General features: G+C 31.9%; 7 protein-coding genes. 4 read left to right on the top strand and 3 right to left on the bottom strand.

Annotated features, from left to right (window positions below; genetic code table 11):
* Positions 1-689, top strand: a 689-nt coding sequence (locus CBF37_RS11425) for a replication initiation protein (RefSeq protein ID WP_133306823.1), incomplete at its 5' end; no start/stop codon positions are given.
* A gap of 499 nt (positions 690-1,188) precedes the next feature.
* Positions 1,189-1,479 carry a hypothetical protein gene (locus tag CBF37_RS11420; protein ID WP_125984880.1) on the top strand — a complete coding sequence of 97 codons (291 nt, stop codon included), beginning with the start codon at positions 1,189-1,191 and terminating at the stop codon, positions 1,477-1,479.
* Between the two features lie 409 nt (positions 1,480-1,888).
* Here CBF37_RS11420 and CBF37_RS11415 read toward each other — a convergent pair whose 3' ends face one another.
* The 3 genes from CBF37_RS11415 to CBF37_RS11405 all read right to left on the bottom strand — a co-directional run bounded on the left by CBF37_RS11415 (position 1,889) and on the right by CBF37_RS11405 (position 2,856).
* Positions 1,889-2,092 carry a helix-turn-helix transcriptional regulator gene (locus CBF37_RS11415; protein ID WP_125984879.1) on the bottom strand — a complete coding sequence of 68 codons (204 nt, stop codon included), beginning with the start codon at positions 2,090-2,092 and terminating at the stop codon, positions 1,889-1,891.
* A 2-nt stretch (positions 2,093-2,094) separates the two neighbouring features.
* Entirely contained in the window at positions 2,095-2,460 is a 366-nt protein-coding gene (locus tag CBF37_RS11410) for a DUF2178 domain-containing protein (protein WP_125984878.1), read from the bottom strand.
* Between the two features lie 297 nt (positions 2,461-2,757).
* A complete protein-coding gene (locus CBF37_RS11405; protein WP_125984877.1) occupies positions 2,758-2,856 on the bottom strand; it encodes a type I toxin-antitoxin system Fst family toxin in 99 nt (32 codons plus the stop codon).
* Between the two features lie 148 nt (positions 2,857-3,004).
* On the opposite strand from CBF37_RS11405, the gene CBF37_RS11400 reads away from it, so the two are divergent.
* Complete coding sequence (locus CBF37_RS11400; protein WP_125984876.1) at positions 3,005-3,427, top strand: helix-turn-helix domain-containing protein; 423 nt, start codon at positions 3,005-3,007, stop codon at positions 3,425-3,427.
* A 556-nt stretch (positions 3,428-3,983) separates the two neighbouring features.
* Positions 3,984-4,342: replication initiation protein (locus CBF37_RS11395; protein WP_133306822.1), on the top strand; the 359-nt coding region annotated here is incomplete at its 3' end.

Genomic DNA, 4,342 nt, shown 5'->3' with positions numbered 1-4,342 from the left:
TACGATTTGGTAATAGAAGTACCAACGGACTAAACAGAAGTATGTTTGTAATGTTTACTCAATTTGAGATTGTTGGCGATACTGATGAACCGTATGTTGATATAAAATTATTTGAAAAAGCCATACCTTTGTTAAATGGACTTGATGAATGGGTTCGATATTCTCTTAAACAGTTTAATGAATTACAAAGCAGTTATTCAAAAACTATGTTTCGATTATTAAAACAATTTAGAACTACAGGTTATGCTTATTTTTCTAAAGAAGATTTCAGTGAGCTATTAGATATACCTAAAAGTTATCGTGAAAGTGATATTAATAAAAATATTTTCAAACCAATTAAAGAAGAATTAACTCCACTTTTTAGAGGTCTTACTATTAAGAAAAAGTATGGAAAAGGTAGAGGAAAACCAGTTATCGGTTATCAATTTTCTTTTAAAGCTGAAGCAAAAAATGCTGATGATTTTTCTAAAGGAGAACGAGAAAATTTACGAATCAAAATGTTTAACATTGAACACAACGGAGAACTTTCTCAGGAAGAAAAATGGGTCGCAAAAGATAAAGTTTTAGGGTTAAAAATCGGAACTCATGAAGCAGATTATTACAGCCAGCAACAAAAAGAATCAGACAAAATAGAAGAAGAAAAATTAAGAAAAGATTTGCTTAAAGAACTACAAAATGGCTTTAAATAAAGAAAAAAAGGAATGTAACATTTGATGTATCATTCCTTTTTTCTATGTATCATTTAATACATCATTCACTTAAATCTATGTGTTTTCTACTTAATTCTATACATCGTTTGATACATCATTCGCTATTTTTATACATCATTTAATACATCATTTGCCACTTTTTTGAGAAAGGTTTTTAGGGGTTAGAAACACTGTAGGCACAGCCTACAGACGACTTGTGACTTAGAAAGTGGGCCCACTTTCTCTTATGCTCTTACGAATTAGTTTGTACTTATCTAGTTTTACTATTCTTAGCTTTTATCTTTTACATGAGCGTAGCGAATTTTAACCAACACGCTTGACGAAAAAAGAGAGAAGATTAGACATGAACTTCTCTCTTTTTTAGCACGATAGACACCAAAAAATTTTGGTGGGTATAAGTGCGCCCTTAGCGATTATCGAATCAAATTTATTTGGTGCGTATAAGTGCGCCCTCATAAAAAAATCGGGAGGAATTTCCATGACAGATAAACAAGTGGAATCAAAAATTTATCAGATAGAATTACTCAATGAATTTTCTATGTCTGTTTATAATCGACTGCTACGACACGTCCATAAAAACAAAATTGATTTAACTCATCAAGCTCATCAAGAAAACTTTATCGTGTTGCTTTTTCATCAGTTAGAAGAAACTCTAAGTCTTAACTTATTCAAAAAAGAATTAAAAGAGCTAGAAGAAATAAAACACTACTGGATAACCATGAACTCCCTCACAAAAGAAATATGCGCTTCTGACGTTCAAACAGATTAAATTAAAAGTGTTCTTCATTAAGCGTCTTTCAGACGGTTAGGACAAGCCCTAACAACCCAAAAACAATCGAGAGAATCGACAAGCAAATACAAGGAGAAACGTTCTTCACTTTGAAGATCTTTCTCCTTGTATTTTTACTCGGTCTTAGGTGACAACTAACAAGCTCTTTTTTGGGTGTGTGCGCACACACCCGATGCTTGCCTTATTCCATTTAATAACATTTCCCACCAAAATTGATTTTAAAATTTCACTATCTTGATAAAAAAAGAAGCCCTAGAAATAGGGCTTCTTTTGATTGATTTGAGGTAGACCTTTTCGGATTCACAATCTCACCGGCTGTAACCGTTGGTAAGTCTACAGCTCGGTATAACATCAGATTATGTCTACCTAGTAATTAGATAACACATTTTTATAAATCAAATTGAAATAAATCTTCTATCGATACTTCAAGTACTCTTGAAATTTTTACTGCAAGTTCTAAAGATGGATTATATTTCGCTTGTTCTAATCGACCAATAGTTTCTCTTCTAATCCCTACTGCATTAGCTAATTCATCTTGTGTCATTTCTTTTAAAAGCCTGTATTTTTTTACTTGTGATTCAAAAGAAGTCATTATTAGTCCTCCTTGTCGTATTTATAAGTTAAATATGACCAACTATTTACTCCAATAGCAAATGTTAAAGAAAAAATAAGCAATGCTCCTCTATATAACATTTCGTAATCAATAAACATAAAACTCAAAATAATATTAGCGATTAAGCCAAAGACTAAAGCTATTTGAAATGCTTTAATACCTGCTTTATTTCGATTTTCAATTAATCGCTCATCATAATTCGTTCCTAACTTATACAACCAAATATATTGAAATCCACCAAAAAAAGCAAAAAATAGAAGTAGATTAGGTTCACCTTTTAACCCAAGAAGTCCTAAAAATCCAAGAAATCCTATAAGCCAACTCTTATTTGTTAGTTCTTTTTTCATTATTTTTCCTCCTATATGTGATATATTTGTATCTTTATAAGACAAATATATCACATGTGAAGAAATAAATCAACTTGGCATAATGGCTTTTATGTTAACTCAAATAATAATGTTGCTGATCCCATAGTCGGGTCATGGATATTTTGATAGAAAAATAAAATCATGATATAATAAAAGTGCGAAAACGTTAGAAGTTTCGAGTGCAAGTTTCATAGCACAAAAGCCCCAACCATTGCGAGTGGTTGGGGCTTTTTTTTCGCTTTGCGACTAAGCGTGTGGGTTGAATGGCATTAGCCCTTAATTATCGTCTTGCTTTTCCAACCAATAAGCAAACAGTTCAAGAACTGCCCCAACAATGATCGGTGCGATAATTAACGTTAGAAGTTTTTCAATCATGCAAGTTTCACCTCCAAACCTATAATAGCTTTGGTAGGCTAAGTGCCATTAATTAATATAGCATAATTTTTCTAACAATTTATACTATCTTTTATAACCACAACAAAAGTGGTAGCATGTTGTTATAGTTTGTTACAGGAGGTTTATAATGAAAAGTATTAAAGAAATGGCTGATACACTTAATGTTTCTAAAATGACTGTTTCAAGATACATTAAATCAATTGGTGCAACAGAGGCGGCTCAAGATGGACAAACATTACTGTACGATGATGCAGTTGTAACTCTTGTTATGAAAGGTTTATCTAAAGATAAAGACCAAAACACCGAAACAAATGATGTTGCAGTTGATTTTAAAGCTCAATATATTAAAAGCCTTGAAGATTCTAATCATTTTTTGCAAAAGGAAGTAGAAGATAAAAATAAACAATTGATGTCAAAAGATGAGCAGATTGATTCACTTCAAACAATTCTAAACCAGCAACAACAATTACTACTTTACGAGCAACAAAAAAACACAAAACTACTAGAAGAAAATATAGAAAATAAAAGATGGTGGCAGTGGTGGAAATAAAATAGCTTTTTATTCTTATCATTTGCTATTGATTTTAATTCTAGGGTTGTTAGGGTTCACCCTGACCGTCTGAAAGACGTTTTATTTATCAAACTAAGAGTTTTAACTAAATGAGCTTAAATAGCTCTTTTTTTTGCGTTTTAAGGCTATTAATTCATTTCTTTAGAGAAATGTTTTAGGTTTTAGCGAAGGAGCGTAAAGCGACTGCTGCAAGTTTAATGTGAGAGTGGTTTTCTCTCACTCCTTTTTTATATCCTTTTGTCTTACGCATAGATCAATTTAATAAAAAGAAGTGATTTTTAGGTGGGAAAAATAGAGTACCTCTTTTATAATCTCTTTTAAACCTCTTTTAAACCTCTTTTAGACACCAGTTGAGCCTTAGAGCCACAAGGGATACAAGATGTTTAAGGGGTGGTTTTGTCTGTTTATGGGGGTGGTTTTGTCTGTTTATGGGGGTGGTTTTGTCTGTTTATGGGGGTGGTTTTGTCTGTTTATGGGGTATTGACTTAGGAGTATCACTCCTTTATAGTTTGTTTATTAGATTAGGAGGCTTACTATGGCAAATGAATTAGTTAAATATCATACTGAATTAAATACAATTCCTTTAAGAAAATTTTCTCCAGTAGAAATGAATCTCTTTTTTTCAATAGTTTCACGTATGCGTGATAAAGGAGAGCAGACAGTTCGTTTTTCCTTTGATCAGTTAAAAGACTTAAGTGATTATAAAGCGACTGCTAACAGCCGTTTTATCGATGATATTTACAGTACTTATGAAAAAATTCTTTCGTTACGATTTGGTAATAGAAGTACCAACGGACTAAACAGAAGTATGTTTGTAATGTTTACTCAATTTGAGATTGTTGGCGATACTGATGAACCGTATGTTGATATAAAATTATTTGAAAAAGCCATACC

Origin of the sequence: Vagococcus vulneris (genome assembly GCF_003950515.1) — a bacterium.
GTDB lineage: Bacteria > Bacillota > Bacilli > Lactobacillales > Vagococcaceae > Vagococcus > Vagococcus vulneris.
Note: the sequence above shows the minus strand (reverse complement) of the source record. Positions and strands in the feature narration are given on the sequence as shown.